The organism is Streptomyces sp. NPDC002868, assembly GCF_055563295.1.
Genome location: NZ_JBVHDR010000001.1, coordinates 789654 through 814545 on the forward strand (window position 1 = coordinate 789654; position 24892 = coordinate 814545).

At 69.4% G+C, this 24892-nt stretch carries 22 protein-coding genes; 12 read left to right on the plus strand and 10 right to left on the minus strand.

Annotation, left to right across the window (positions count from 1 at the left end; translation table 11 throughout):
- The first annotated feature begins 19 nt into the window (after positions 1–19).
- The gene (locus ACZ3H8_RS03730) at positions 20–1054 is read left to right on the plus strand and encodes an FG-GAP repeat domain-containing protein (protein WP_467396902.1); all 1035 of its coding nucleotides are present in this window, start codon (positions 20–22) and stop codon (positions 1052–1054) included.
- 243 nt (positions 1055–1297) lie between these two features.
- Here the strand turns inward: ACZ3H8_RS03730 and ACZ3H8_RS03735 are convergent, their stop codons facing one another.
- The 7 genes from ACZ3H8_RS03735 to ACZ3H8_RS03765 form a co-directional block, all read right to left on the minus strand.
- Complete coding sequence (locus ACZ3H8_RS03735; RefSeq protein ID WP_467396904.1) at positions 1298–2137, minus strand: alpha/beta fold hydrolase; 840 nt, start codon at positions 2135–2137, stop codon at positions 1298–1300.
- A gap of 299 nt (positions 2138–2436) precedes the next feature.
- A complete protein-coding gene (locus ACZ3H8_RS03740) occupies positions 2437–2643 on the minus strand; it encodes a YbdD/YjiX family protein (protein WP_467396906.1) in 207 nt (68 codons plus the stop codon).
- Between the two features lie 14 nt (positions 2644–2657).
- Positions 2658–4853 (minus strand): carbon starvation CstA family protein, encoded by a 2196-nt coding sequence (locus ACZ3H8_RS03745; protein ID WP_467396909.1) that lies wholly within the window; start codon positions 4851–4853, stop codon positions 2658–2660.
- A 364-nt stretch (positions 4854–5217) separates the two neighbouring features.
- Positions 5218–5865 carry a methyltransferase domain-containing protein gene (locus ACZ3H8_RS03750; RefSeq protein WP_467396911.1) on the minus strand — a complete coding sequence of 216 codons (648 nt, stop codon included), beginning with the start codon at positions 5863–5865 and terminating at the stop codon, positions 5218–5220.
- The gene (locus ACZ3H8_RS03755) at positions 5862–6554 is read right to left on the minus strand and encodes a TIGR04282 family arsenosugar biosynthesis glycosyltransferase (protein WP_467396914.1); all 693 of its coding nucleotides are present in this window, start codon (positions 6552–6554) and stop codon (positions 5862–5864) included. Before ACZ3H8_RS03755 ends, ACZ3H8_RS03750 begins: the two co-directional genes overlap by 4 nt.
- On the minus strand, positions 6551–7231 hold the full coding sequence (locus tag ACZ3H8_RS03760) for a glycosyltransferase family 2 protein (protein WP_467396916.1): 681 nt from the start codon (positions 7229–7231) through the stop codon (positions 6551–6553). The genes ACZ3H8_RS03755 and ACZ3H8_RS03760 overlap by 4 nt, the downstream gene beginning before the upstream one ends.
- Positions 7228–8283 carry an NAD-dependent epimerase/dehydratase family protein gene (locus ACZ3H8_RS03765; RefSeq protein WP_467396919.1) on the minus strand — a complete coding sequence of 352 codons (1056 nt, stop codon included), beginning with the start codon at positions 8281–8283 and terminating at the stop codon, positions 7228–7230. The genes ACZ3H8_RS03760 and ACZ3H8_RS03765 overlap by 4 nt, the downstream gene beginning before the upstream one ends.
- Positions 8284–8487: 204 nt before the next feature.
- Between ACZ3H8_RS03765 and ACZ3H8_RS03770 the strand changes: the two genes are divergently transcribed.
- From ACZ3H8_RS03770 to ACZ3H8_RS03810, 9 genes are all read left to right on the plus strand, one after another.
- Positions 8488–9489 (plus strand): LacI family DNA-binding transcriptional regulator, encoded by a 1002-nt coding sequence (locus ACZ3H8_RS03770; protein ID WP_467396921.1) that lies wholly within the window; start codon positions 8488–8490, stop codon positions 9487–9489.
- Between the two features lie 79 nt (positions 9490–9568).
- Positions 9569–10780: an ABC transporter substrate-binding protein gene (locus ACZ3H8_RS03775; protein ID WP_467396924.1), complete on the plus strand. Its 1212-nt coding sequence runs from the start codon at positions 9569–9571 to the stop codon at positions 10778–10780.
- Positions 10780–11898: an ABC transporter ATP-binding protein gene (locus ACZ3H8_RS03780; RefSeq protein WP_467396926.1), complete on the plus strand. Its 1119-nt coding sequence runs from the start codon at positions 10780–10782 to the stop codon at positions 11896–11898. Before ACZ3H8_RS03775 ends, ACZ3H8_RS03780 begins: the two co-directional genes overlap by 1 nt.
- A gap of 289 nt (positions 11899–12187) precedes the next feature.
- The gene (locus ACZ3H8_RS03785; RefSeq protein WP_467396929.1) at positions 12188–13108 is read left to right on the plus strand and encodes an ABC transporter permease; all 921 of its coding nucleotides are present in this window, start codon (positions 12188–12190) and stop codon (positions 13106–13108) included.
- Positions 13108–14001 (plus strand): ABC transporter permease, encoded by an 894-nt coding sequence (locus tag ACZ3H8_RS03790; RefSeq protein ID WP_467396931.1) that lies wholly within the window; start codon positions 13108–13110, stop codon positions 13999–14001. Before ACZ3H8_RS03785 ends, ACZ3H8_RS03790 begins: the two co-directional genes overlap by 1 nt.
- Before the next feature lie 47 nt (positions 14002–14048).
- Positions 14049–15521: a glycoside hydrolase family 28 protein gene (locus tag ACZ3H8_RS03795; RefSeq protein ID WP_467396933.1), complete on the plus strand. Its 1473-nt coding sequence runs from the start codon at positions 14049–14051 to the stop codon at positions 15519–15521.
- A gap of 2 nt (positions 15522–15523) precedes the next feature.
- A complete protein-coding gene (locus ACZ3H8_RS03800; protein ID WP_467396936.1) occupies positions 15524–17335 on the plus strand; it encodes a hypothetical protein in 1812 nt (603 codons plus the stop codon).
- Between the two features lie 12 nt (positions 17336–17347).
- Positions 17348–18790: a glycoside hydrolase family 28 protein gene (locus ACZ3H8_RS03805; RefSeq protein WP_467396938.1), complete on the plus strand. Its 1443-nt coding sequence runs from the start codon at positions 17348–17350 to the stop codon at positions 18788–18790.
- Positions 18787–20604 (plus strand): alpha-L-fucosidase, encoded by a 1818-nt coding sequence (locus ACZ3H8_RS03810; protein WP_467396941.1) that lies wholly within the window; start codon positions 18787–18789, stop codon positions 20602–20604. The genes ACZ3H8_RS03805 and ACZ3H8_RS03810 overlap by 4 nt, the downstream gene beginning before the upstream one ends.
- Before the next feature lie 106 nt (positions 20605–20710).
- Here the strand turns inward: ACZ3H8_RS03810 and ACZ3H8_RS03815 are convergent, their stop codons facing one another.
- Positions 20711–22516: a hydroxysqualene dehydroxylase gene (locus ACZ3H8_RS03815; RefSeq protein WP_467396943.1), complete on the minus strand. Its 1806-nt coding sequence runs from the start codon at positions 22514–22516 to the stop codon at positions 20711–20713.
- Between the two features lie 113 nt (positions 22517–22629).
- Here ACZ3H8_RS03815 and ACZ3H8_RS03820 point away from each other — a divergent pair, with 113 nt between their 5' ends.
- Positions 22630–23064, plus strand: coding sequence for a YchJ family protein (locus ACZ3H8_RS03820; RefSeq protein WP_467396945.1), 435 nt, complete (start codon positions 22630–22632; stop codon positions 23062–23064).
- A gap of 56 nt (positions 23065–23120) precedes the next feature.
- Here ACZ3H8_RS03820 and ACZ3H8_RS03825 read toward each other — a convergent pair whose 3' ends face one another.
- Positions 23121–23567 (minus strand): hypothetical protein, encoded by a 447-nt coding sequence (locus tag ACZ3H8_RS03825; protein ID WP_467396948.1) that lies wholly within the window; start codon positions 23565–23567, stop codon positions 23121–23123.
- Positions 23564–23737: a hypothetical protein gene (locus ACZ3H8_RS03830; RefSeq protein WP_467396950.1), complete on the minus strand. Its 174-nt coding sequence runs from the start codon at positions 23735–23737 to the stop codon at positions 23564–23566. The genes ACZ3H8_RS03825 and ACZ3H8_RS03830 overlap by 4 nt, the downstream gene beginning before the upstream one ends.
- 201 nt (positions 23738–23938) lie before the next feature.
- Between ACZ3H8_RS03830 and ACZ3H8_RS03835 the strand changes: the two genes are divergently transcribed.
- Entirely contained in the window at positions 23939–24892 is a 954-nt protein-coding gene (locus ACZ3H8_RS03835; protein WP_467396953.1) for a GlxA family transcriptional regulator, read from the plus strand.

Sequence of the window (24892 nt, forward strand, 5' to 3'; positions counted from 1 at the left end):
GTGGGATGAGGGCAAGCACGTGCGGCTGGTCGACATGAGCGCGGTGACCACCGCCGACCTTGCGCAGCCAGCGCATCCCAACGACACCGGCTACGAGAAGATGGCAGACGCCTTCCTCGAAGAGATCGAGGCCGCGGCGGAGGACGGCTGGCTCAAGGACGCCGTCAAATACGGCAACGGGAAGCCATGTACCGGCAACGGCGACGGCGGCGGCGATAAACCCAGTAAGGCCGGGAATGGCTGGCGCGCTCTGGGCGTGATCGCGCCCGGGATGGGCGGGCCCGCCGGCAAGGTCGAGATCCACGAGATCAACGGCGACGACCGGGGCGACTACGTGAAGATCTTCCCCAATGGATCCGTGCGGGCGGCCCTGAACACCAGCAGCCGAACGCCCGGCAAACCGCACTGGGTCGACCAGGGCATCATTGCCCCCGGGGTCGGCAAGCCCGGCAACGCGGTGCGGTTCGCCGACATGGACAACGATGGCCGCGACGACTACCTGACTCTCGGCATCAATGGATCCGTGACGGCCTATCTCAACAAGCCCGGAGCCAACGGCAAGCCGCACTGGGTCAACAAGGGCATCATCCTCCGCCGCGGATTCGGCGCCGCCCCGGACGCGATCCGCTTCGCCGACGTCAACGGTGATGGTCGCGACGACTTCGTGCGGGTCGGCGAGGGCGGAGCCGTCCACGCCTACCTGAACCACCGCGGAGTCGGCGGCACGTACAGCTGGGAGGAACGGAAGAACTGGGCCCCCGGAGTCAGGTACGGCTCCCGGGACAAGCTCAGGCTGGCCGACGTCAACGGCGACGACAAGGCCGACTACCTGATGGTCGGCAACACCGGAGCCGTCCACGCCTACATCAACGACGGCGGCGGAGGAAACGGCGGTTTCACCGAGCGGCTCAACTTCGTCAAGGAAACGGGGTATCCCGGCTCGAAGTCCGCGTTCGCCGACATCAGCGGCGACGGCAAGGCCGACTACCTGGTGGTCTATGACGGCGGAGCCGTCCGCGCCTGGCTCAACAGAGGTGGAAACACCGGCGCCTAGCTAAGTCAGTGCTGGATTCCTCAAACGGTGTACACATATCGGCGGCGTAGACGGCGGGTTGGTGGCGTGGGTCTGCCCCATACCCATGGTCGTGCGCGGGTGCTGAGCTGCCCCTTCGTCTTCATCACGGCCCGGCCGTGCCCGTAAAACCACCGTCCAGCACCCGCACCCGAGCACCCGAAACCACCCCGCCACCAGGCGCATACCCAGCGAAAGAGGAACCCAGCACTAGGGCGTGGTCGCCTATCCCAGGAACGCCGCGGTGGTCGCCACGAACCGGTCGGGATCGTCGAGCCACGGGAAGTGTCCGGCTCCTGGCTGAATGACCAGCCTGGCGTTCGGAAACAGCCCGGCGAACTCGGGCATCGCGCGAGGAGGAGAATTCAGATCGACCTCCCCAGCGAGCAGGAGCACCGGCGCCCCGAACCGTGCGAGCGCCGCACGGGTGGCGTCCGGGTCGAAAGCACCCTCGGCGCCGAAGGCAGTCGCGGCCTCCTTGTTCTTCTGCCCGTCCTCGGCAGCCTGATGGGCTTGAGACACCTCGTCCCAGCGGCCGTAGAAGAACGGCGCGATGGCCTGCCAGCAGTCGTCCGTCGCCTTGCCGGCAGTGATCGCTTCCAAGGCCGCGAACGCCGCCGGGAACCACGGCTCGTCGTGGCGGAGCTGCGCAGTCTCGCGCCGGACGTCTTCAGTGATCGCGATCCCGGCGGCCATGACGCTCGGCGTGATCAGCGCGAGCTTGCTGACGTGTTCCGGGTGGCGGCCCACATACAGCGCCGCCAGATTCGCGCCTGCGGAATGCGCGAGCAGGTCCATCCTTTCCAGGCCAAGGTGCTCGCGCAGGGCGTCAACGTCATCGACAAGTTGGTCGCAGCGGTACGAGGCGACGTCCTCCGGTATCGCTGACCGGCCGGTGCCCCGAAGATCCAGCATGACCAACTGTCGGTGCGCGGAAAGGCCGCCAAGGTCGCCGAGGTACACGGAAGCCTGCATCGGCCCCCCGGGCAGGCAGACCACAGGAGGGCCGCCTCCGAACACGTGGTACGCAAGCTTGGTTCCGTCATACGCGGAGAAGGTAGGCATGGCCAAACCCTGTCAGCGGGCGTTCGGACAGAGCAACTGGGTTCGCCGGCATGCTCAAAGGACCCGTCCGTGCGAGGCAACCTAGACGTGCCACCTTCTGGAGCAGTCACTCATGTCCGGAGCCAGGCCCTGACCGGGGCCGGCCGCGAACGTGGACGGCCCCGCCGGTGCAGCAGCTGACCGACGGCCGCTGCGTCACGAGGGTTCATCGTCGGCAGGCCAACGTCTCCGCTGCCGGCCCCGGATCCGGCCTCGCGGCGGGGGCCCGGCGCCGGCGCGGTGGCCCGCCGCCGTATCGCTCAGCAACAACGGAACCCCTCGCGCGGATCGGCTTCCCTGGCGTCCATGCGGCTGCGCTCGAACTCTCGGCGCGACATCACCTTCGCGCCCGGGTCGTGGGACCTGGCGTGCGCGACGTAGCGGTCATACCCCGACTCGCCCGAAACCTCGCCTACGTACCAGCGGATCCAGTCCACCGCGCGTCGCACGCCACTCACCGCTGTCATACCCGTCACGGTACTCACGCCTTCCCGCTTCCCGCAGCCGCGCGGTCCGCACCACCGGGTCCGGCCGCCGCCAGCTCGGCCTTCTCCTCCTTGGTGGGAATCAGCCCGGCCGGTGCGACCAGCTTCGACTCGACGTACGGGACCTCGGCGAGACGGATGCCCTCCGGGGCGCGGATCGACTTCACGCAGACCCTGGCCGCATCCGCGAGAACCACCACGATGAGGACGGCGAAGAGGGCCGAGAGAATGCCGTCGACGGTCGAGTTGGTCACGATGGTCTGCATCTCTTCCATCGTCTTCGCCGGCGGCAGTACCTGGTCGGCGTCGATGCCCGCCTGGTACTTGTCGCGCTGGGTGAAGAAGCCCACCTTGGGATCGCCCGAGAAGATCTTCTGCCAGCTCGCGGTGAGGGTGACCGCGGCGTCCCAGGCGAGCGGAACGGCCGTCACCCAGGCCCACTTGAGACGCCCGGACTTGATCAGCAGCGTGGTGCAGACGGCGAGCGCGACGGCGGCCAGCAGCTGGTTGGCGATGCCGAAGAGCGGGAAGAGCTGGTTGATGCCGCCGAGCGGGTCGTGCACACCGACCCAGAGGAAGTAGCCCCAGCAGCCGACCACGACAGCGCTCGCGAACCAGACACCCGGCCTCCAGCTGACCTGCTTCATCGGCTTGTAGACGTTGCCCAGCATGTCCTGGAGCATGAAGCGCCCGACCCGGGTTCCCGCGTCGACCGTGGTGAGGATGAAGAGCGCCTCGAACATGATGGCGAAGTGGTACCAGAACGCCTTCAGACCGGCGCCGCCCACGACCGCCGAGAAGATGTCCGACATACCCAGGGCGAAGGTCGGCGCACCGCCCGTGCGCGAGAGCAGAGTTGCCTCCTCGACGTCCCTGGCGGCCTGTGTCAGCTGATCCGGGGTGATGGTGAAGCCCAGGTTGGCGACCGCCTGCGAGGCGGACTCCACCGTGGTGCCGAGGACGCCGGCGGGGGAGTTGATCGCGAAGTACAGGCCGGGGTCGAGGATGCAGGCGCAGATCATCGCCATGACCGCGACGAAGGACTCGGTCAGCATCGCCCCGTAGCCGATCATCCGGATCTGGGTCTCCTTCTGGATCATCTTCGGGGTGGTGCCCGAGGCGATCAGGGAGTGGAAGCCGGACAGCGCGCCACAGGCGATGGTGATGAAGACGAACGGGAAGAGGGATCCCGCGAAGACCGGCCCCTGGCCGTTGCCCGCGAACTCGGTGACCGCCGGCATCTTCAGGGTCGGCGCCGCGATCACCACGCCCACTGCGAGCAGCACGATGGTGCCGACCTTCATGAAGGTGGAGAGGTAGTCGCGCGGCGCCAGCAGCATCCAGACCGGGAGTACGGAGGCGAAGAACCCGTACACCACCATCCAGATGACCAGGGTGCTCGGCTCCAGGGTGAAGAAGTCGGCGAGTGAGGACTCGGCGACCCAGCCGCCCGCGATGATGGCGAGCAGCAGCAGCGCGACACCGATGAGCGACACCTCCGGGACCTTGCCCGGCCGCAGCACCCGCAGGTAGAAGCCCATGAAGAACGCGATCGGGATTGTCATGCCGATGGAGAAGACGCCCCACGGCGAGTGGGCCAGCGCATTGACGATCACCAGCGCCAGCACGGCCAGCAGGATGATCATGATGACGAAGACCGCGATCAGGGCCGCGGCGCCACCGAAGGGGCCGATCTCGTCCCGCGCCATCTGACCGAGCGAACGGCCGTCACGGCGTGTGGAGAAGAACAGCGTGATCATGTCCTGTACGGCACCGGCGACGATGACACCGACGATGATCCAGATCGTGCCCGGCAGGTACCCCATCTGCGCGGCGAGGATCGGGCCGACCAGCGGACCGGCCCCGGCGATCGCCGCGAAGTGGTGGCCGAAGAGCACCCGGCGGTCGGTCGGGTGGAAGTCGATGCCGTTGTTCAGCCGCTCGGCGGGGGTGGCCCGCGTTCTGTCGACCTTCAGTACGCGGTTGGCGATGAAGCGGGAGTAGAAGCGGTACGCGATGGCGTACGAGCCGAGAGCGGCCGCGAGCATCCAGACGGCGGAGACCTGCTCGCCGCGGGCGAGGGCGAGCACGCCCCAGCCGGCCGCGCCCACCAGGGCGACGATCACCCAGACGACGATCGATTGCGGACTCATCCTCCGCCGGGAGGTGGTGGGTGGTGCCGGCTCGGCCATGGTGTGGCTCCCGTCCCGTCGTGATCACCTGTGTCGCGCAGGAGATTGTGGGGACCGTGTCACCAGCGTACCCGCGCGCCCGGCGAAGCTCTTGCCGGCGACGAGATCTCTTCCCCGGGCGCGTGGGCACGGTCGACTGGACCACCGGCATGGCCTACCTGAGCCGGATTCGGGCCGTCGCCTGACGGTGCTGCGGGACGGACCTGTGCTGCCCGACCGCTCGCGGAGCTCGAGGCGCTGACTGCAGCGGCTGACCGGGTGCATGCCAGGGGACTCTCCCGGCGCCTTAGCGGGAGCGCCGGCCGGGCACCATCGCCATATGGCTCCGCTCGTGATCGACCGGACAGAACCTGGCTGCCGCGGGTTACGCGCGGCGCAGCGCCACGAACGTGCGGCCCGCCACCATCCAGTGGTCCGCCTCCTCCGTCTCCCAGCCCGCGGAGCGCGCGTAGTCGAGCAGCGCGGGGGTGCCGACGCGGGCCCAGGGGAAGGCCGAGCCCTGGGCGCTGTCGCCGTCGAAGACGCGTACCTGTACGCGCTCGTCCACATCGAGCGGAGAGGTCTCGGCCAGCAGCACGCCGTCGTCGGCGACCAGGTGTGTCACGCGGCCGAGCAGCGCGCCCGGATCCCCGCCGATGCCGATGTTGCCGTCGATGAGCAGGGCGGTGCCCCAACTCCCCTCGCGGGGAAGCGGGTCGAAGACGGAACGGTGCAGTGCGCTGCCGCCCGTCCGCACCGTGCGGGCCACCGCCTCCGGGCTCACATCGATGCCGAGCGTCGGCCGCCCCAGCGCGGCGAGCGCCGCGACGAGGCGGCCGGGGCCACAGCCGATGTCCAGCACCGTGCCGCGGCAGCGCTCCAGCACCGTCAGATCCGCGGAGTCCGGCGCCGCGCACCAGCGCTCGACCTCCAGCGGCAGCAGCCAGCCGTCGGGTCGGCGCAGGAAGAGCGGGCCGCGACCGGTGCGCAGTGCGTCGGTGTACGGATCGGCCTGCCAGGCGGGCGCGGTCATCGCGCCCCTGTCCCGGCGAGCGCGGCAAGGGCCGCGGCGAACCGGGTGCCCGGCGCCTCGGCCGCGACATGACGCGCGTCGGCCGCGGTGTCGACGTCCCGCAGCACTGGCAGCTCACGCACCGTCAGCCCGGCCCGGACGAGCCGGTGCCGCTGCACGGCTCCGGTCTCCGGTACGGACATCGGCACGCCCCGCAGCAGCGCGGGGTCCGGCTCGGCCATCCCGAGCGCCCAGAACCCACCGTCGGCGGCGGGCCCGAAGGAGGCCTCGCCGTCACCCAACGCCAGCCCGGTGAGGAGGAGTTCGGCCGTGATCTGTGGTGTGTCCATCCCGACCAGCAGCGCGGGCCCCTCGCACAGCCCGAAGGCATGCGCCAGCCGCGCGTCGAGCCCACCCGCACACTGCGGCACGACCTCGAAGCCGTCCGGCAGCCAATCGCCGGGTACACCGTCGAGCACGAGGACCCGGCGGCGTACGGGAGTGGCCAGCACGACGTCCAAGGTGTCGCGGAGCGCGGCCTCGGCGAGCCGAGCGGCCTCTTCGGGGGAGTACGCGGGACAGAGCCGCGTCTTGACCCGCCCGGGCACAGGCGCCTTGGCAATGACGAGCAGCGTGCCGCGGCTCTGCGCCGCCCCGGCGATTGCCCGCTGCCGCGCACCCGTCGCACCCGTCGCACCCGTCGTGCTCATCGAACACCGCTCCCCACGGGCCGCTCCGACAGCACCGATCGCATGTCCCGGACCGCCTCCCAGGTGCCCCGCCATGTGCCCGTCACCTTCGACTTTCCCGACCGCGGCAGGTACGGGACGTCCACCTCCGTCACCCGCCAGCCCGCGTCCGCCGCGCGGACCACCATCTGGAGCGGGTAGCCGCTGCGGCGGTCGGTCAGATCCAGGGCCAGCAGGTCGTCGCGGCGTGCCGCCCGCATCGGGCCAAGGTCGCGCAGCCGCAGGCCGGTGCGACGGCGCAGTATCCGGGACAGGGCCAGATTCCCGGCCCGGGCGTGCGGCGGCCACGCACCCCGGCCCTGCGGACGTCGGCGGCCCAGCACCAAGTCGCTGTTCCCCTCCGCGACTTGGCGTACGAAACCGGTCAGCTGCCCCGGATCCAGCGAGGCGTCGCAGTCGCAGAAGCACACATACTCCGCCTCGGCAGCCAGCAGTCCCGCATGGCACGCGGCGCCGAAGCCGCGCCCCCCCTCGTGCACGACCGTCGCGCCCAGCCCGCGGGCGATCCGGTCCGAGCCGTCCGTCGAACCGTTGTCCACGACGATCGCGCGCCAACCAAGCGGGATCCGCTCCAGCACCCACGGCAGCGCCTCGGCCTCGTCCAGACACGGAAGGACGACGTCCACGTCCGCGGTCATGACGCCGCACCCCGCAGCCCGCTCGCGGCGAACTCCGCCATCCCCTCCACGAATCCGACCTGCGCCTTCCAGCCGAGCTCGGCCCTCAGCCGCCGCGAGTCGGCGGTGATGTGCCGTACATCGCCCAGCCGGAACTCCCCGGTGACCACCGGCGCGGGACCGCCGTGCGCCGAAGCCAGTGCGGCCGCCATATCGCCGACCGTGTGCGGCGTGCCGCTGCCCGTGTTGTACGCGGTGAGCACGCCCGGCTCCCGGCCGCGCACCGCCTCAAGCGCGATGGCATTCGCGTCCGCGACGTCCCGTACATGCACGAAGTCCCGCCGCTGCCGCCCGTCTTCGAAGACCCGCGGCGCCTCGCCCCGTTCGAGCGCGGACCGGAAGAACGAGGCCACGCCCGCGTACGGGGTGTCCCGGGGCATCCCCGGCCCGTACACATTGTGGTAGCGCAGGGCGACGGCCCGTCCACCGCTCGCCCTGGCCCAGGCCGCGGCCAGATGCTCCTGCGCCAGCTTCGTCGTCGCGTACACATTGCGCGGGTCCGTCGGCGCGTCCTCGCCCACCAGCCCCGGGGCCGGCTCTGCCCCACACTCGGGGCACAGCGGCTCGAAGCGCCCGGCCGCGAGATCCGTGGCGGCGCGTGGGCCCGGCCGCACCCGGCCGTGGCGCGGGCAGTCGTAGCGGCCCTCGCCGTAGACGACCATCGAGCCGGCCAGCACGAGGTTCGCGACCCCCGCCTCGGCCATCGCCGCGAGCAGCACGGCCGTACCGAGATCATTGCAGCCGACGTACTCGGGTGCGTCCGCAAAGTCCTTGCCGAGCCCGACCATCGCCGCCTGGTGGCAGACCGCGTCCACGCCGCGCAGCGCCCGTGCCGTCACCACCCGGTCCCGTACGTCCGCCAGGATCCACTCGGCGTCGGGCAGCGGCGGCGGTTCCGGATGTGCCGCCGGGAGCAGGGCGTCGAGTACGACCGGGTCATGGCCGCGCGCGGCGAGGGCCGCGACGACCTGCGAGCCGATGAAGCCCGCGCCTCCTGTAACGAGTACACGCATACTGGCGACGCTACGGCCGCAAACCCCACTGATCGTCGTCGCGCGCCGTGCCGTCACAGGTACGTAAGGACTTCAGCCACACGGAGTCGTCGTACGGAGGCGTGGGCCGCTCGTCGGCCATGGTCCGGCCGGCCTCGTACTCTGCTACTTTCCTGGGGCGAGAAACCGGTTTCTCAGCCGTGCGTGCCAAAGGAGAGCGTCCTGATGGTTGCCTCGAAGCGTGCGAAAAGGGTCACGATCGCCGATGTCGCACGGGAAGCCGGGGCCTCCGTCGCCACCGTCTCCCGCGTCCTGAACGGCGTGGACACCGTCGCCCCCGTCCTCGCCGAGCGGGTCAGGGCGGCCATCGGCGACCTCGGCTACCGGCCGAGCGCCGCCGCGCAGGGCCTGGCGCGCGGCCGCTCCGGCACCATCGGCGTGCTCGTCCCCGATCTCGCGAACCCCTACTTCCACGACATCATCAAGTCGGTCTCCATCGTGGCCCGCGAGGCCGGCAGCCGCGTCCTGGTGATGGATTCCAACGAAGACCCGGACGTGGAACGGGAGCTGACCGAGGACCTGATCCGTTACGCGGACGGCCTGCTGCTCTGCTCGCCCCGGATGCCGCGCGCCGACCTCGCCGCGCTCGCGGGCCGCGGCACCCCCATGCTGGTCACCAACCGCCAGGTCGCGGGGCTGGCGCTGCACTCGATCACGGTGGACTTCTTCCGCGGGATCATGGCCGTGTGCGGCCATCTCGCCCAGCTCGGACACCGCAAGGTCGTCTATCTCGAAGGCCCGGAGCACGCCTGGGCGAACGGCGAGCGGCTGCGCGCTCTTTCGGGCGCGGAGGCCTTCGGCCTCGAAGTGCACGCGGTGCCCTGCGGGTCCACCACCGACGAGGGGTACGCGGCAGCCCCCGCGGCCCTGGAGAGCGGCGCCACGGCCGTGATCGCGTACAACGACTTCGTCGCGCTCGGCGTCCTCGCCCGCTTCTCCGAGCTGGGCGTGAAGGTGCCCGACGACATGTCGCTGACCGGCTTCGACGAGATCGACATGGCCCGCTTCTCTGCGCCCCCGCTGACCACGGTAGCGGTACCGCGGGACCGGCTGGGGCAGATCGCGGGTGAGGCGCTCGGCCGCATCATGGGCGGCGACGAGGACATCGAGCCCGCAACTGTCCCCGTTGAACTGCGCGTTCGCGGTTCCACCGGCGCACTCTCTTGACACGGCTCCTGGCGGGGTGGACCTTGTTCGGGCACAGGGCCGAGTAAGCGCTATCTCACCAAGAGGGGTGCGAGTCGCCATGTCCCGTCAACTGCGCCACCGTTCAGCAAGGATCGCGCTCGCGGGACTGCTGCTCGCGGTGGCAGCCGCCGGCTGCGGCGCCCCCGACTCCGGGAGTACGGAGTCCAAGGACAAGACCCCGCAGAAGGTCCCGGCGAAGCCGGGCAAGCCGGTGACGCTCGACATCCTGGATGTCGCCGGGAACCTCCAGCTGACCCAGGGCATGATCGACGAATTCGTCGAGCAGCACCCGGACATCATCGGCAAGGTCACCTACTCCAAGGCCCCGGCGCCCGACCTGGCCGGCAAGATCAAGGCGCAGCAGCAGGCCGGCCGCGTCCAGATCGACCTCGTACTCACCGGGACGGACGGTCTGGCCGCCGGACTCTCGCAGAAGCTGTGGAGCTCCATGGCGAAGCACCAGTCGCTCATCGGCACGCCGGACTATCTGGAGCCCGCCGCCGAGATGCAGAAGCTCGCGCAGGGCCAGGGCACCGCGATCGTCTACTACCCCTCAGGCCCGCTCATCGAGTTCAACCCGGACAAGGTCAAGAACCCGCCGAAGTCCCCCCAGGAGCTGCTCGCCTGGGCCAAGGAGCACCCCAAGAAGTTCCAGTACGCCGACCCGGCCAACTCCGGCCCGGGGCGCACCTTCCTGATGGGCCTGCCGTATCTGCTCGGCGACAAGGACCCCGGCGACCCGGTCAAGGGCTGGGACAAGACCTGGGCGTACCTCAAGGAGCTCGACAAGTACGTCGGCGTCTACGGCTCCGGCACCACCGAGACCATGAAGAACCTGGCGTCCGGCCAGCACGACATGGTGATGTCGACGACCGGCTGGTACATCAACCCGCGGGCACTCGGCACCGTTCCGAAGAAGATGAAGGCCGGGCACTTCGACAAGATGACGTGGGTGACCGACGCGCAGTACGCGGTGGTCCCCAAGGGCGTCGACGCCGACACCATGTCCGCGACGCTCGCGCTGATCAAATGGATGCTCACACCCGAGCAGCAGGCCAAGGCGTACGACGACGGGTACTTCTACCCCGGTCCCGCGATCAAGAACGTGCCGCTGACGATGGCGCCGGAGAAATCGCAGAAGGTGCTGAAGGAGTTCGGCGTCCCGGAGTTCGACCAGTGGATCGACCAGTTCCCGAAGAAGCCCTCGCTGCGGGCGGAGCAACAGGTCAAGGCGTTCGACATGTGGAACCGCGAGGTGGCGGGTCGCTGATGTCCCGGTTCTCGACGCTCAGGCTGGACAAGGTCTCCCGTAGCTTCGGACGCCACGCGGCGCTGCGGGATCTCGAACTCGAGGTCAGGGGCGGCGAGTTCGTCGCCCTCCTAGGGCCCTCAGGCTGCGGCAAGTCCACCGCCCTGAACTGCCTGGCCGGGCTCCTGCCGCTCACCGGCGGCGCGATCAGGCTCGATGACGAACGCATCGACCATGTCGCGCCGGAGCGCCGCGGCTTCGGCATGGTCTTCCAGAACTACGCGCTCTTCCCGCACCTCACCGTGCGCGGGAACGTGGCCTTCGGCCTGAAGATGGCCAAGGTGCCGAGGGCGGACATCGCCCGCCGGACGGACCGCGCGCTGGAGATGGTCCAGTTGACCGAACACGCCCACAAGCGGCCCGGCCAGCTCTCCGGCGGGCAGCAGCAGCGCGTCGCCATCGCCCGCGCGATCGTCCTGGAGCCGCGGCTGGTCCTGATGGACGAGCCGCTGTCCAACCTGGACGCCGCGCTCCGCCTCGAGATGCGCACCGAGATCCGGCGGCTGCACCAGAGTCTCGGGCTGACCACGGTGTACGTCACCCACGACCAGGAGGAGGCGCTGTCGCTCGCCGACCGCCTGGTCGTGCTCCGCGACGGGCTCATGCAGCAGGTCGGCACGCCCGAAGAGGTGTACGGCAGGCCCGCGAACCGCTATGTCGCGGGCTTCATGGGCTACCGCAACATGCTCGACGTCACGGTCACGGCGACGGCCGGCGGCGAGCTCTCGCTCCGGCTCGCGGACGCGCGGCTGACGGGCCTGGACCGCGATTCGCTCGCGGCGGGCGGCACCGGCATCGCGGCGATACGTCCGGAGGACCTGGACGTCGCGGGTGAGAACGCCACCGGGCGCATCCCGGCGGACATCGAGGTCGTCGAGTACCACGGTCGTGAACTCGCGGTCCAGGCAAGGCTGTCGGACGGCCAGCAGGTCCACTTCCGCACGGCGGGCAGGCCGGCCCCGGGCGACCGGGTGGAGCTCGCGGCAGCGCCGGAGAGGGTGCTGGTCTTCGCGCCGGAGGGCGCGCAACCGGCGGAGCCGGTGATGGACGTACCGCGCCAGAAGGCGGTGACGTCGTGACCGCGTGGGTTCTGCGGGACCCGGCCCGCAGGTGGGGGCGAGGTATCCGTCTCGCCACCGGACGCTTCAACGCCCGGTCGCGACTGGCGTCGACCCACCGACGAGTCCCGAGTGCCGGTCCGTGCGGGCCGGGCCCAGCTGCATCGGGCCCAGCCACATCGGGCGCAGCCCGGTCGACGCCCGCCGCTGCCCGTCGGCGCGTTCGGCCCCGACGAGGCATCGTGACGCCGGCTCAGTGGGCCCTGCGGCCCAGCGCCGTCGCGGCGGGCGGCCCCGCACGGGGGACCCCATGACCACCACCCGCGCACCCGCGCCGCCCGTCGGCCGAGGCGCCCGGCCCGCGCTGCGGCACCGCCTTGCCGAGCGTGGAGTTGACCGGACGCTGCTACTCCTCACTCCCGGCGCGCTCTTTCTCGTACTGCTCTTCTGCTACCCCTTTCTCTACGGGCTCCAGCTCTCCTTCCAGCCCCAGGAGGGCGGTGGCGCGCTCGCCAACTACCGGGAGTTCTTCTCCGACCCGTATCTGCGCGAGACGATCTGGATCACCCTCGAACTCGCCGTGCCCGTCGCCCTGGTGAACTGCCTCGCCGCCGTCCCCGTCGCCTTCCGCACCCGCGGCCCCTTCCGCGGCCGGCGGCTGATCACCACCCTGCTCGTCATGCCGATCACCCTCGGCACGGTCCTCACCGCACAGGGCCTGCTCGGTTACCTCGGCCCCAACGGCTGGCTCAACAAAGCTCTGTTGGGCCTCGGCCTCATCGACCAGCCGCTGAATCTTGTGCACAACTACTGGGGCGTGTTCGCCTCGCTGGTGATCACCGGCTTCCCCTTCTCGTATCTGCTCACGCTCTCCTACCTCACCGGCATCGACCCGAGCCTCGAGCACGCGGCGGCGACGCTCGGGGCGAACCGGCGGCAGCGTTTTCGCCATGTGATGCTGCCGCTGCTCGCCCCGGGGCTTGCGATTACCTTCTGCCTCTCGTTCGTCCTGGCCTTCGCGGTCTTCCCGTCGGCGCAGCTCGTCGGCGACCCGCGGGGGAGTACGCACGTGATCTCGATCGAGGCCTACCAGGCGGCCTTCCAGAAGTTCGACTACTCCCTCGGCTCCGCGATCGCGATGGTGATGGCCGCGGTGATGATGGCGGTCGTGATCCTGGTGCTGGCCTGGCGCTCGATGCTCTACCGCGGCTCCACGGGAGGCAAGGGCTGATGGCCGACGTCATGGACACGCGCGACCAACGCACCGCACCTGAAGACCCCGAGCGCACGAAGCACCGCTTCGGACGGCCCGTCACCTGGGTGACAGCCCTCGTCTTCGGCTTCTTCTTCATCAACCTCGCCGGGGTCATCGGCGTACCGCTGGTCGACTCCTTCGGCACCCGCTGGTTCACCAGCTGGCTGCCGGACGGCTGGACGACGAAGTGGTACGGATCGGCCTGGCGGGAGTTCTCCCTCGGCCAGGTCTTCTGGACCACGGCCCTCGCCTCCGTACTCGTCGTCGCCGTCTCGGTGGTCGTCGGCGTACCCGCCGCGTACGCACTCGCCCGGCGCGACTTCCCCGGAAAGCGGCTGGTGCTGCTGCTGTTCCTGCTGCCGATCCTGGTCCCGCCGATCACGTACGGCATTCCGCTCGCGACCGTCCTCTACAAGTTCCAGCTGGCCGGCACACTGACCGGCGTGGTGCTCGCCAACCTGGTGCCGTCGGTGCCCTTCGTGGTGCTCACGATGACGCCGTTCATCGAGCAGATCGACCCGCGGATCGAGGCGGCGGCCCGGATGTGCGGGGCCGGGACCAGCGCGGTCCTGCTGCGCATCCTGGCCCCGCTGCTGGTGCCGGGAATCCTCGCAGCCTCCGTCCTCGTCCTGGTCAGGACGGTCGGCATGTTCGAGCTGACCTTCCTCACCGCGGGCCCCGACAGCCAGACCCTCATCGTGGCGCTGTACTACGCGGTGTTCTCCGCCGGGATCCGCACCCAGCAGTCGATCGACGCGATGGCCGTGATGTACACGCTGTCGATGCTGGTGCTGCTGGTGATCGCGCTGCGTTTTGTGAACCCGACGCAGTTGGTGACCCGCGTGAAGGAGGACCGGAACGCCCGCTGACCTCGCCCGCGCCCCTTTCCCCACCCTCTATGGAGAGGTGATGTGCCATGCATTCGCACAATGCAGACCACTCGCGCCACTCGCAACACGCGCACGACTCGCACGATTCGCGCCAATCGCGCCGCTCGGTCCTCCAGGCCGGCGGAGTGCTGGCAGCGGGCACGCTGCTGCCCACCGCCGCCGCCGGTTCCGCCGGGGCGGCACAAGCCGCCCCCGACGGCTGGAGACAGGTCCCGCGCATCCTCGCCCGTATCCGCCCGCCGAGGTTCCGCCGACGGTGTTTCGACATCACCGACTTCGGCGCGGTGGGAGACGGGCTGACGAAGAACACCGCCGCCCTACGCGCCGCCATCGCCGCCTGTCACCGGGCGGGCGGCGGCCATGTCGTGGTCCCCCCGGGCACCTTCCTCACCGGCGCGATCCATCTGCGCAGCAATGTCGACCTGCACGTCGGCGAGGGCGCCACCCTCGCCTTCAGCCCCGACCCGGCCGACTTCCTGCCCGCCGTGCTGACCCGCTGGGAGGGCACCGAGTGCTACAACTACTCGCCCTTCATCTACGCCTACGGACAGCACGACGTCGGCGTCTCCGGCCGCGGCACTCTCGACGGCCAGGCCCGACTCGGACCGTGGGAGAGCTGGTACCGCACCAGTGGCCTGCAGGGCCCGGATCAGAAGCTGCTGCGCCAGATGGGCTCCACCGGCGTACCGGTCAAGGACCGGGTCTTCGGCGCGGGCCACTATCTGCGGCCGAAAATGGTGCAGTTCAACCGCTGCCGCAATGTGCTCGTCAGCGATCTGACGATCGTCGACCCGCCGATGTGGACCGTGCATCCGGTCCTCTCCACCAATGTGACGGTGCGTGATATCACCGTCGAGAGCATCCTCTACAACACCGACGGCTGCGACCCGGAGGCGTCCAGTTACGTCCACATCACCGGCTGCCGTTTCAACACCAATGACGACTGCGTCGCGGTGAAGTCCGGGCGGGACGAGGACGGCCATCGGGTCGGTGTGCCGAGCGAGAACATCGTCGTCCAGGACTGCGCCTTCTCCGGCCGGTGGGGCGGCATCACGGTCGGCAGCGAGATGTCCGGCGGCGTACGGAACGTCTTCGCCGAGCGGTGCCGGGTCAACCCCCTTGATTTCCCCGGCCATTACCCGGTGAAGTACCCGCTCTACGTCAAGGCGAGCAAGAAGCGCGGCAGCTTCATCGACGGCGTCTACGTGCGTCAGTTCACCGGGCGCGCGGTGGAGCGGGAAGTTGCCTTCGTCAATATGAACTACAACAACGGCGAGGGAGGCACGCTGCCCGTCTCCGTACGGAACATCCATCTCTCCGAGATGGAGATCGACGGCGCACGCGCGGTCCTCAATCTGGTGGGCCTCGAGACGGACCGGCTCCGCGGAGTCCATCTCTCCCACTGCACCTTCACCGGGGTCCGCGGTCCCGATTCCATCGCCTTCACCGACGACCTGACCTTCCACAAGGTCTCCGTGAACGGGATTGAGATGTCATGATCATGACTACTCCGACAGGGCGGGCGACGGTTCGGCGCTGGGTGACCCTGCTCGCCGTCCTCTGTCTCGCCCTGGCCGGCGCCGTCCAGCCCGTGGGCGCGAAGGGCCCGCCCGATCCGCAGGACCACGGCATCTCCCCGGTCCGCGGCTGGACGATCCTCTCCGACAGCGACAAGGGCGCCGACGAAGTCATTGCCGCCGCCCCGAAGTACGACATCAACCACCTCCAGATCAGCCATGAGATCGTGCACGACCTGAGGGAGGTGCGAGAGGAGAAGAAGCGCGTCCAGGCCAACCGCATCACCGCCGCCGCACACCGGGCGGGCATCGGCGAAGTGGCCATCTGGGACCACGCGCTCTACAAACTGGACTACTACCCGGCCCAATTCCGCACCGGCCCCGACGGCACCATCGATCTGGACAACCCCGCCTTCTGGGAGTGGTTCAAAGACGACTACCGGCAGATGCTCGACATGGTCCCGGACGTCGACGCCGTCGTCCTGACCTTCATCGAGACCGGGGCGCGCGTCGAGCGGCAGCACTCCACCAGGCTCAAGACCGAGGAGGCCAAACTCGCCTACCTCGTCGACCAGGTCGCCGACGTGGTGGGCGAGGAGCGCGGCCTGGGCCTCTATCTGCGGACCTTCGGCTACTTCCCGCAGGAGATGGAACGCACCATCAAGGCCATCGACCTGGTCACCAACAAGGCTGCCCGGGTCATGATCAAGGCCCAGCCGCACGACTTCTTCCTCACCCACCCCGTCGACACCACCGTCACCCGCATCAAGCGCCCGGTGCTCGTCGAGTACGACACCACCGGTGAGTACAACGGCCAGGGCAAGATCGCGAACGCGTTCACCGAGGAACACGTAGACCGGATGCGGTACTTCCAGAAACAGCCGAACGTCATCGGCTATGTGGCGCGCACCGACCGCTACAAGGAGTCGAGGATCGTCGGCACCCCCACCGAGATCAACCTCTACGCGCTGGCGCGGGCCGACAAGGACCGCCGGGCGCGCCCCGAGGACATGTACCGCGAATTCGCCGCGCGCACCTACGGCAGGAGGGCGGCGCCCAAGGTCGCCTCCGCGCTCTCGAAGTCGTACGACATCGTCACCTCGACGCTCTACACGCTCGGCACCAACAACGCCAACCACTCGCGCCTGGACTACGACCCGTACTGCTCCAGCTATGACCGGAGCATCTCCGGCAAGTGGATCGACCCGCCCGTGACCTATGTGCGCCACACGGTGAACAAGAAGTTCCACTTCTGGACCGGGGTTGTCGAGCATCTCGCGCCGGCCTACTGCAAGACGTCAGCCACGATGAAGCGGGAGAACCCGTACGTCTTGGAGAACGGCTGGCTCACCGACAAGAACACGATGAACCAGGAGTACCTCCGGTATGTGCTGAAGGAGAAGGCGTACGGAGTGCAGCTGGCGCGCGCCGCGCTGCGCGACATCCAGCGGGCCGAGCCCCAGCTGTCCGCCGGCCACTACCGGCAGTTGAACGCCTACTTCGAGCGGACCCTGCTCACCGCCCGCCTCCATCTCGCCATCACCTCCGCCTACTTCGGCTACCGCGTCTACGTCCAGGGACCCGAGCAGCAGACCGAGCCGATGAAACGGCTGATCTGGAGCGGACTCGACGAGTCCAGGAAGATCGCGGACGAGATGCGCGCCTACCCGGACAAGGCGGCGACCGGCGAATGGGACTGGATCCGCGACGCGGCCGAGGCGGACAAGTACTACACCCGCATTTCGCAGGGCTGGGACCGCTACGACCTGATCGCCGTACCCCGCCCGAAGGCCTGAGAGGTGACATCCGTGCAGCCGTTCCCCACCAACAGACGCTCCTTCCTCACCTACGCGGGCACTGTGGCCGCGGCCGCGCTCCTCCCGTCGGCGATCTCGGCCGACACGGTCGCGGCGGCCGAGGCCACCGTCTCCCGTCTCGCCCGCGACCCGTGGGACAAGGTCCCGCAGATCCTCGCCCGGATCCGCCCGCCGGCCTTCCCCGAGCGGCGCTTCGACATCACCGCCTACGGCGCGGTCGGCGACGGCGTCACCAAGAACACCGAGGCATTCCGCGCCGCGATCAAGGCCTGCAACCGGGCGGGCGGCGGCCATGTGATCGTGCCGCCCGGCCGCTTCCTCACCGGCGCGATACAGCTGCGCAGCAATGTGGACCTGCATGTCGAGGAGGGGGCCACGGTCCCGTTCTCCATGGATCCGGCGGACTATCTGCCGGTCGTCCTCACCCGCTGGGAAGGCACCGAGTGCTACAACTACTCGTCCTTCGTCTACGCCTACGGGCAGAAGAACCTCGCCGTCACCGGCAAGGGCACCCTCGACGGCCAGGGCATGGCCGGGCCCTGGAAGAGCTGGCGCGACCCCGGCGGCCACGCCCTGGTCGACCAGGCGGAGCTGCGCCGGATGGGCACCGAGGGCGTCCCCGTCAAGGAACGCCTCTTCGGCGCGGGGCACCATCTGCGGCCCAACATGATCCAGTTCTACAAGTGCCGCAACATCCTGCTGCGCGACATCACCGTCCTCGAACCGCCCATGTGGACCATCCACCCCGTCCTGTGCCGCAATGTGACGCTCAAGGACGTCGACGTCATCGGCCGGATCAACAACAGCGACGGCGTCGACCCCGAATGCTGCTCGGACGTCCTGATCACCGGCTGCCGCTTCCACACCGAGGACGACTCCATCGCCGTCAAGTCCGGCCGTGACGAGGACGGACTGCGGGTCGGCGTGCCCAGCGAGAACATCGTCGTACGCGACTGTGTCTTCTCGGGCCGGTGGGGCGGCATCGCGGTCGGCAGCGAGATGTCGGGCGGCGTACGCAATGTCTTCGCGGAGGACTGCCGGATCAACCCGCTCGACTTCCCCGGCCGGTTCAACCCCCGCCACCCGGTCTTCATCAAGACCAACAAGAAACGCGGCGGCTATATCGACGGCGTGTACGTACGGAGATTCACCGGCCGCGCCATCGACCGGGACTGCGTCTACCTCACCACGCGCTACAGCAACCAGGAAGGCAGCAGGCCGGCGGTCATCCGCAACATCAAGGTCGAGGACATGGTCCACGACGGGGCCCGCCGCGCCATCAACCTCGAGGGCCTGGAGTCCGATCCCTTCGTCGGCGTCCATATCGAGCGCTGCGAATTCACCAATATGGCGAGCCCCAACATCATCGGTCCCGCACGGGACTTGACCATCCGCAAGGTCTTCGTCAACGGAACCGAGGTGACGTACCCATGAGACGCCGCACCGTCTGGGCGGTCTTTGCAGCGGTCCTTTCGCTCCTGTGCGGGCTGCTGCTGTCGGCCCCGTCCGCCGCGCAGCCCCAGCCCCGGCCCGAGCCGGCCGCCGTCGATGCTGCCGCGACCTCCGCCTCCAGCCCGCCGCGCGAGGCGAAGCTGCGCAATGCCACCGCCGGACTCTTCCTGCACTGGGGCATGTTCACCCGCCCCATCCACAAGGACTGCCGAGAGTGGGAGAAGGCCGTCACCGACGGCGGCTGGAGCGCCGACTACTGGGTCGACGAGGCCAGGAAGCTCAAGGCGAGCTACATCGTCCTCGCGACCTTCCACTCACGCCTCGGTTACGCCCGCCCCTGGCCGTCCAAGATCCCCGGCAGCTGCTCCACCGAGCGCGACATCCTCGGTGAGCTCATCAAGGCCGCCAATGCCAAAGGCCTCAAGGTCATCCTCTATATGACCGACGACCCGCAGTGGCACAAGGAGCAGGGTTTCGAGACGCTCGACTCCCAGGCCTACTCCGCGCACAAGGGCAAGGACGTCGACCTCACGCAGCGCCCGGGCTTCGGCGAGTTCAGCTACGACAACTTCTTCGAGGTCATGGCCAACTACCCGAAGCTCTCCGGGTTCTGGATCGACAACGACAACGCGTACTGGGAGGAGCACAAGCTCTACGAGCAGATCCGGGAGCAGCGCCCGGACATGACGCTCAGCAACAACAATGAGGACACCCCGATCATGGACATGGTGTCCCATGAGCAGAAGACCGGGATGACGCCGCCCTACGACCAGCCGTCGGCGATCTGGACCCCGATGCCGCGGCTGACCGAGTCCTGCTACAAGGTCCCGGACACCGGCTCCTGGTGGTACGACGGCCAGGACCGGCCGGTCACCACCTCACTCAATGTCGGCCGCTATGTCGCCAACGCCGGCACCTCCATCAAGTCCCTGATGAACCTCACCGCCATGGTGAACGGCAAACTCCCGCCCCAGCAGCAGAAGTTCACCGACTTCATGCAGGGCTACCTCCCGCCGGTCTGGAAATCCCTCTCCGGCGTCGAGGGCGGTGGCTATATGTACGGCGGGATGCAGCCGGGCGCGTGGAACAGCGGCGCGTACGGCTACCTCACGATCAGCAAGACCGACCGCACCCGGCAGTACGTGCATGTCACCACCCGGCCGACGAGCGGTGACGAGGTCAAGATCCGTGACAACGGCTATCGCGTCAAGCGCGTCACGGACCTGCGCACCGGCAAGCGCATGGCCTTCGACCAGCAGGGCGGCAGCCTCACCATCAAGGGCATCAGCGCCTGGGACGCGTACGACACGGTCTTCACCGTCGACACCGGTCGGCACCGCCAGGGCATCTACCCGACGGGCTCGGTCAGGGCAAGCGTCCCGGCCCTCACCGACGGTGACTTCACGACGTACTACGACAACGCAGGCGCTCTGCCCGCCTCGCTCACCCTCGATCTCCGCACGGTGCGCAAGGCCCAGTACCTCGCCGTCAACCAGCGCGAATGGTCGCCCACCTACAACCGGGAGACCTTCGGCAGGGCCGAGGACTCCGCCCGCATCAAGGACTACACGGTCTCGGTGAGCAACGACGGCGCGACCTGGCGTCAGGTGAAGGCAGGCGTCCTGGAGAGCGCCCGCGGGACCCGCTTCCTCGACCTCGGCGTCCGTGCGCGCTACATAAAGCTGGAGATCGACAGCACCTGGGCGAAGGAGACCGTGCCGCGGTTCTACAAGCAGCTGCAGATCGACGAGATCCAGGTCGGGTACGCGTACCCGCGCAGCCACGGCCACCACTGAGGGGGTGGGTGCCGGTGTGCCCGGGGGTGGGTCCCGGGCACACCGGCCGTCTGGATTTCTCCCGCTCGATGAACGTCCTCGGTGTGGGCGTACATAGGGAAGTGGATCAGCCCAGGTCGAAGGCGTTGCGCAGCCCCAGCCGGTAGCGGGTGCGGTCGTGACGCTTCATCAGCTCGACCTCGGGGGCGCGGAAGAGCGGCTTCACCGTGCAGCGGGCCGCCGGTGAACCGGTCCGGTCCAGCAGGGCGTTGACGGCCGCGCGGGCCGAGGCATTGGCGCCCTCCATCGTCGCCAGGTCGATGTCGACGGCCACATAGTCCCCGGCCAGAAAGAAGTTGGGGATCCGGGTGGCGGCCTCGGGGCGGTTGTGGAAGGTGCCGACCGGGTGGATGAGGAGCTCGTCGTCATTGGTCGGATGCGGGGTGCCGAGGCCGTCCACGCCCGGGTCGAGGAACCAGGAGTGCAGTGCGCTGTCCTTGAGGACCGTGCGGCCCGTGTCGTTGACGGCCGCCTTGAGCTGGGCCCACACCTCCCGCGCGACCTCTGTACGGGTGCACTGCTTGGCGGTCTTCCCGTACAGGATGCCGGTCTTGTCCCACTCGGAGATGTCGACCGACAGGCAGTCCACCGCGACGCCGTCGCCGTAGTCGGCAGGGAAGTTGCGGGCGGGCCAGTGCCCGGCCTGCTGAATGGCAGTCAGGGACCAGGGTGAGTCGATGCAGTTGAGGTGCCCGTGCAGCAGCGGCGCGCGCTCGGTCAGATAGAACTGAATGCCCGTCATCCAGTCCGTCTGAAGGTTGTCGCACCGCCCCAGCTGCGGGTCCGCCGCGCGCAGCTCGGCGCTCCAGGTCCGCCGGGCATGCTCCACCGGCATCGCGGAGACGTAGTGGTCGGCGGTCACCGACCGGCGTACGCCCTGCGGGTCCTCGATCATCGCCGCGGTGACCCGGCCGGTGCCGTACTTCACTTCCCGTACCGTCCAGCCGATTCGGAACTGGACGCCCAGTGTCTCCAGATGGTCGACCCAGGGGTCGATCCATGCCTCGTTGGTGGGGGCGTTGAGAATCCGGTCGAGCGGTCCGTCGGCGCCCCGGCCGAGCGCGTTGAAGACGAAGGCTTCGAGGAGGGTGGCGACCGTACGGGTGCTGGCCTCCTCGGCCTTGGTCGCGACGATGTTCCGGGTGAGGCCGACGGCGAGGATGCGCTGGTAGTCGTAACTCATCCGCTCGGCCCTGATGAACTCCCACCAGGGCGTGCGCTCCCATGTCTCGTCGCGCCGCTCGTCGCAGCTGGTGAGGAAGACCAGACCCCGGTTCGCGAAGTACGCCGTCTCAAGGGCCGGAATGCCCAGGGCCGTGTCGAGCGCGGCGGTCAGCGCGCGGCGGATCTCGTCGAGGGTGAGCTCGGCCGGCTTGTGCCCCGGCCAGGGCAGCGGGATCCGTAAGTCCTCGCGCCCGGTGCGGGAGAAGGACATCTCGGACGGCGCCACCAGGTTGTCCCAGACGCCGTTGGCATTTCCCGGGAACGGGATGCGCCGCATCGTGTCCGGCAGGTTGTGGTAGATGCCGGGGATGAAGCGGAAGCCGTGCTCGGCGGGCAGCGGTCGGCGGCCGCCCCTCGCGCTGCCCGGGACGTCCATGCTGCGGGCCTTCCCGCCGAGCGCCCTGCGCTCGTAGACCGTGACCTTGAAGCCGCGTTCTGCCAGTTCGTGCGCGGCGGTGAGTCCGGCGACCCCGCCGCCGAGTACGGCGACCGACTGCGCGGCGCGGGAGCCGCCGTCCGCCGCTGAACCGGCGGCTGCGGCTGCGGTTGCGGCTGCGGCCGCTGCGCCCGCCGTGGCCAGCGCTGCCGTGCCGCCGGCCGCGGCGGCCCCCGCCATGAAGGTGCGTCGTGTGCTGCCGACCCGGTCCATCCCCACCCCTTACCGACGGTAACTGTCGCGTCCGGCGCAGGAGCATACGGAGATCCCCCACGACCCGGAAGCCACGCGTGGGCCTATTCGTTCAATGGCTGGAAAATGGACCCATGTCCCGACGCAGCTCCCGCCCCGGGCGCGGCCACGCGCCCGCCCTCACCGACACCTCGCCCTGCCCCTGCGGGCTGCCCGTGGCCTACGGCGAGTGCTGCGGCCGCTTCCACTCGGGCGAGCACGCAGCCCCCACCGCCGAGCTGCTGATGCGCTCCCGCTACAGCGCCTTCGTCGCCCAGGACGCCGCGTATCTGCTGCGCACCTGGCACCCGGCGACTCGGCCGCCGCAGCTCGAACTCGACCCCGGTATGCACTGGAAGGGGCTGGAGATCCTTCAGACCACGGACGGCAGCCCCTTCCACTCCTCCGGAACGGTCACCTTCCGCGTCCGCTACCGGCACCACGGCAAGCGTGGCGAACTGCACGAGCGCAGCAGCTTCGAACGGCACGGCGGCGCCTGGGTGTACGTCGACGGTGTCTTCCTGGAGTGAGCGCGGGCGGGCCCACCGCCCCGGGCCGGAGGTATGCGGAGGGCGGTCAGGGCGGGCTACGCCCCGGTGGTGGATCCGGGCCGCACGATCATCAGGATCGTGACCGTCGCCCACAACAGATTGAACGCCCCCGTGGACATGGCGAGCCTGGCGGGCGCGACGGCCCCGAGATCCTCCAGGACCGCACTCTGACCAGGCAGCACCAGCAGTCCGAGGATGCCGGCGGCCAGCGCGGTGAGCACGATCGAGACGATCAGCCAGGTGTCGCCGAGGACATGCAGGCTGTTGGCGGTCGCCAGACCGAAGACGGGCACGACGACACCGACGACGGCGTACACCCGGCAGATGCGGTGCAGATTACGCACGACAGCGAGCGCCCCCTCGCTGTCGGGCTCGGCCTGGGCCCGGCGGACGGCGGCGGGGAACGCGCTGGCCGCGACCGTGACCGGGCCGATCGCGATGATCGCGGCCAATACGTGAACGATGAGCAGGAACTTGGTCACGCCGGCCGGCCTTCGAGGACGGGGACGGTGCCGCGGGCACTCCGGACCGTGCCGCGGGCACTCCGGACCGTGCCGCGGCCGGCGGCCATGCCGCCGACGCCGAGCACTTCGTATGATGCGACGACGTCCAACGGGTCGAAGCCGTCGAACAGAACGATCTGGACGAGCATCCGGCACCAGTCCTTGCCTGGGGAGGGGCAGCCCCGACTGGGGCGCCGGTCCGACGCTAATGAGCGCCGCAGGGGGCGGGACAGTGGCATGAATGCCACTTTCCAACGGATTCTCGCCACCCGGATCGACCAGGGCAGACGGCAGGGCCACGCAGTCGGAGGACCCTTGGCCGGAAACCGGTCAGCGGTTACGTTATGGCCATGCACACCGTGGCCGTACTCGCCCTGGACGGCGTCATCGCCTTCGACCTGTCCACCCCGCTCGAAGTGTTCGCCCGCACCCGGCTGCCGGACGGCAGGCCCGCCTACCGGGTCCGCGTCTGCGCCCCATCGGACGAGATCGACGCGGGCGCGTTCACGCTGCGCGCGCCGTGGGGCCTGGACGCGCTGGCCGAGGCCGACACGATCATCCTGCCCGGCTGCGCGGACCCGACCGTGCCGGTACCGCCCGAGGCGCTCGACGCCCTGCGGGCCGCGGCAGCCCGCGGCACTCGTATCGCCTCGATCTGCGCCGGGGCCTTCGTCTTCGCCGCCACCGGCCTGCTGGACGGGCTGCGGGCCACCACTCACTGGCTCGGCGCGGGCGCGCTCGCGGCCCTGCACCCCGAGGTCGAGGTGGACCCGGATGTGCTCTATGTGGACAACGGCCAGTTCCTGACCTCGGCGGGCGCCGCCGCCGGACTCGATCTCTGTCTGCACATGATCCGCAGGGACCATGGCTCGGCGGTGGCCGCGGACGCGGCGCGGCTCTCGGTGATGCCGCTGGAACGCGAGGGTGGTCAGGCGCAGTTCATCGTCCATGAACAGCCGCCGAGCCCGGAGGGCGCGACCCTGGAACCCCTGCTGCACTGGATGGAGGAGAACGCCCGGCGCGAACTCACCCTCGGCGAGATCGCCGCGCGGGCGGGCATGAGCACCCGCACCCTCAACCGCCGGTTCCGTGAACAGACGGCGACCACGCCCCTGCAGTGGCTGCACCGCGCCCGTATCCGCCAGGCGCAGTATCTGCTGGAGACGACGGCGCACTCCGTGGACCGCATCGCGACCCAGGTCGGCTTCGGCTCACCGACCGCCTTCCGTGACCGCTTCAAACGCCAGGTCGGCACCAGCCCGCACGCCTACCGCCGCGCCTTCCAGGGTTCGTCCGTGGGGTGA

Bases quoted from the DNA above. Each gene is read 5' to 3' on its own strand.
- ACZ3H8_RS03735 (WP_467396904.1), bottom strand. From the start codon at position 2,137: ATGCCTACCTTCTCCGCGTATGACGGAACCAAGCTTGCGTACCACGTG.
- ACZ3H8_RS03740 (WP_467396906.1), bottom strand. From the start codon at position 2,643: ATGACAGCGGTGAGTGGCGTGCGACGCGCGGTGGACTGGATCCGCTGG.
- ACZ3H8_RS03745 (WP_467396909.1), bottom strand. From the start codon at position 4,853: ATGGCCGAGCCGGCACCACCCACCACCTCCCGGCGGAGGATGAGTCCG.
- ACZ3H8_RS03750 (WP_467396911.1), bottom strand. From the start codon at position 5,865: ATGACCGCGCCCGCCTGGCAGGCCGATCCGTACACCGACGCACTGCGC.
- ACZ3H8_RS03755 (WP_467396914.1), bottom strand. From the start codon at position 6,554: ATGAGCACGACGGGTGCGACGGGTGCGACGGGTGCGCGGCAGCGGGCA.
- ACZ3H8_RS03760 (WP_467396916.1), bottom strand. From the start codon at position 7,231: ATGACCGCGGACGTGGACGTCGTCCTTCCGTGTCTGGACGAGGCCGAG.
- ACZ3H8_RS03765 (WP_467396919.1), bottom strand. From the start codon at position 8,283: ATGCGTGTACTCGTTACAGGAGGCGCGGGCTTCATCGGCTCGCAGGTC.
- ACZ3H8_RS03770 (WP_467396921.1), top strand. From the start codon at position 8,488: ATGGTTGCCTCGAAGCGTGCGAAAAGGGTCACGATCGCCGATGTCGCA.
- ACZ3H8_RS03775 (WP_467396924.1), top strand. From the start codon at position 9,569: ATGTCCCGTCAACTGCGCCACCGTTCAGCAAGGATCGCGCTCGCGGGA.
- ACZ3H8_RS03780 (WP_467396926.1), top strand. From the start codon at position 10,780: ATGTCCCGGTTCTCGACGCTCAGGCTGGACAAGGTCTCCCGTAGCTTC.
- ACZ3H8_RS03785 (WP_467396929.1), top strand. From the start codon at position 12,188: ATGACCACCACCCGCGCACCCGCGCCGCCCGTCGGCCGAGGCGCCCGG.
- ACZ3H8_RS03790 (WP_467396931.1), top strand. From the start codon at position 13,108: ATGGCCGACGTCATGGACACGCGCGACCAACGCACCGCACCTGAAGAC.
- ACZ3H8_RS03795 (WP_467396933.1), top strand. From the start codon at position 14,049: ATGCATTCGCACAATGCAGACCACTCGCGCCACTCGCAACACGCGCAC.
- ACZ3H8_RS03800 (WP_467396936.1), top strand. From the start codon at position 15,524: ATGACTACTCCGACAGGGCGGGCGACGGTTCGGCGCTGGGTGACCCTG.
- ACZ3H8_RS03810 (WP_467396941.1), top strand. From the start codon at position 18,787: ATGAGACGCCGCACCGTCTGGGCGGTCTTTGCAGCGGTCCTTTCGCTC.
- ACZ3H8_RS03815 (WP_467396943.1), bottom strand. From the start codon at position 22,516: ATGGACCGGGTCGGCAGCACACGACGCACCTTCATGGCGGGGGCCGCC.
- ACZ3H8_RS03820 (WP_467396945.1), top strand. From the start codon at position 22,630: ATGTCCCGACGCAGCTCCCGCCCCGGGCGCGGCCACGCGCCCGCCCTC.
- ACZ3H8_RS03830 (WP_467396950.1), bottom strand. From the start codon at position 23,737: ATGCTCGTCCAGATCGTTCTGTTCGACGGCTTCGACCCGTTGGACGTC.
- ACZ3H8_RS03835 (WP_467396953.1), top strand. From the start codon at position 23,939: ATGCACACCGTGGCCGTACTCGCCCTGGACGGCGTCATCGCCTTCGAC.